Origin of the sequence: Sporomusa sp. (assembly GCF_035561255.1) — a bacterium.
Classification (GTDB): Bacteria; Bacillota; Negativicutes; order Sporomusales; family Sporomusaceae; genus Sporomusa.
In genome coordinates, this window is record NZ_DATMXX010000275.1 from 1 (window position 1) to 2185 (window position 2185).

Here is a 2185-nt window from a genome sequence, read left to right on the forward strand (position 1 = left end):
CATAAATACAAAATCAATAAACTATTATTTCTCGGCAGTTCATGTATTTATCCTAAATATGCTCCACAGCCATTAAAAGAAGAATACCTACTAACAGGTGAATTAGAGCCCACTAATGAACCTTATGCCATAGCCAAAATAGCAGGAATAAAACTGTGCCAGGCTTATCGCCGGCAGTATGGCAACAACTTTATATCAGTAATGCCAACTAATTTATATGGTATCAATGATAATTTTAATCTAGATACTTCACATGTGCTTCCTGCGCTAATGAGAAAGTTTCACGAAGCAAAGCTTATTGCAAGCCCTTCAGTTACTGTCTGGGGAAGTGGTAAGCCTAGACGGGAATTTCTCTTCGTAGATGACTTAGCCGATGCTTGTTACTTTCTGATGCAACACTATAACGATGGAGAATTCGTTAATATTGGTACGGGAATAGATATTACAGTTGCTGAACTTGCTGCTATAATGGCGGAAATTACTGGTTTTACCGGTGAAATTGTTAATGATAGAACCCAGCCGGATGGAACACCTGTTAAACGCTTAGATGTAAGTAAGATAAACAAACTAGGGTGGTATGCTCAAACACCACTAAAAACAGGAATTGAGACAACTTACAAATGGTTTTTAGAAAAGGAGCCTTCCGTTATATGACATAAAAGGAAATAGTTATGCATCCATCTCTAAATGATTGATTTTTCAGAAATTAGTTTTCTTGTGCGTTTCCGGCTTATCCGGACGGCGAATCCGGAGGCATCCGGACACTTGTCGGTTAGTTTGATTTTAAGGTGATTGACCTATTTGTTCAATAAAAAATAACATTTATTGGGTATAAATTATTTTTTCCGCCATTACTTCCCGCATCGATCTTTTTGAATCAAGCGCCAGGATATACGAGTTGTGTATGACTCTATCCATAATGGCGTCAGCTATAGTTGGATCTGGAAATAGCTCGTACCATTTGGTGTGGGCTATTTATCAACAGCTTGATGTTTTGAAGCTGAGCCATAAACTTCGAATCTGAAGTATTTAACGGATATCCATTACGGCATGCGGCATTACCCAAGGCGCACGCAATATATGTTTTTCCAATGCAAAGATTCACATAATGGAAAAACATATCTGGGATGCTCCTTTGGTGTGGCTGCCTGCCGCAACTTCTACACAGTCAAATATATTCGACTGCCTGATCTGCTCAATGAACTGACAATAGCTCGAAGCGAAGGCTGCTACGCAGAGGTGATTAAACAGGATAGAAAGGTTAGCCTGCTCATTCTGGACGAATGGCTGTTAATGCCTCTTGGTAGCAGTGAGGCGAGAGACCTGCTGGAAATCATAGAGGCGCGGCACAATCTAGCTTCGACAATCTTCTGCTCTCAATTTACTCCTGCAGGCTGGCATTCGAAAATCGGCGAAGACACGCTAGCAGATGCAATCCTTGATCGAATTATCTACAACTCTTACAAGATTATCATTGAAGGTAAAGACTCTATGCGAAAGCGAAAAGGGATCCAAGAATGAATCTATCCTGGGGGATGCTCTGAACAGTTTCCCCCAGCCCCCATTTCAAACGCAATGAGGCTGACGCAGGAATGAAATCAGCGCTTCGCGTGCTAAGTGGCTCTCGCCACAGTATGAGCGGCCTTGTCGCCGTGCAGATGGACCTGTTTTGTACGTGGTGGTGACTCACACCTGCCGTTTCAGGGGACTCACCTGAGCGAAATATTCATTTTGAAGGCCAAAATTGTGATCTTTATGTAAATGAGCGAGACGAAAATTTAGTAGGTTTTGCCTGCATTTATAAAGTCGAGCCCGCTGAATACACCGGCTTACTCTGGTCCATGCAGGAAAACGCTATGATTGTCCACCGCATGGCGGTAACTCCGGCTTATCGCAGAAGCGGGATCGGTACGGAGTTAATGATTTTTGCCGATGAATTCTCACTAAAAAACAGCGTACGGTATTTAAAAACCTATACTACTCCATCAATACGAAGATGAATTGAATGCCCTGTTTGTAAAGTGCAGCTATAAATATGCTGATAAAATAAGCTTCTCAATAAAGAAAAGCCTTTCTGCTGCTATGAAAAAGTATTGATAATAGCCGAATAGCTGTTAAAAGGGCATTACAATTAGCTTTCATATTCTAGTAAAACACTAATTATGCGAATACCTGACCGATAAAG

4 protein-coding genes are annotated in these 2185 nt (G+C 41.3%); 3 read left to right on the top strand and 1 reads right to left on the bottom strand.

The window, feature by feature from the left end; all coding sequences use genetic code 11:
- On the top strand, positions 1–654 hold a 654-nt coding region (locus VN379_RS15215; RefSeq protein ID WP_325535328.1), incomplete at its 5' end, for a GDP-L-fucose synthase.
- A gap of 168 nt (positions 655–822) precedes the next feature.
- Here VN379_RS15215 and VN379_RS25165 read toward each other — a convergent pair.
- Positions 823–975 carry an ATP-binding protein gene (locus VN379_RS25165; RefSeq protein WP_414715001.1) on the bottom strand — a complete coding sequence of 51 codons (153 nt, stop codon included), beginning with the start codon at positions 973–975 and terminating at the stop codon, positions 823–825.
- 105 nt (positions 976–1080) lie between these two features.
- Between VN379_RS25165 and VN379_RS15220 the strand changes: the two genes are divergently transcribed.
- Positions 1081–1521: an ATP-binding protein gene (locus VN379_RS15220; protein WP_325535330.1), complete on the top strand. Its 441-nt coding sequence runs from the start codon at positions 1081–1083 to the stop codon at positions 1519–1521.
- Between the two features lie 203 nt (positions 1522–1724).
- Entirely contained in the window at positions 1725–2000 is a 276-nt protein-coding gene (locus tag VN379_RS25170) for a GNAT family N-acetyltransferase (RefSeq protein ID WP_414715002.1), read from the top strand.
- Positions 2001–2185: the final 185 nt, after the last annotated feature.

Bases quoted from the DNA above. Each gene is read 5' to 3' on its own strand.
- VN379_RS15220 (WP_325535330.1), top strand. From the start codon at position 1,081: ATGTTTTTCCAATGCAAAGATTCACATAATGGAAAAACATATCTGGGA.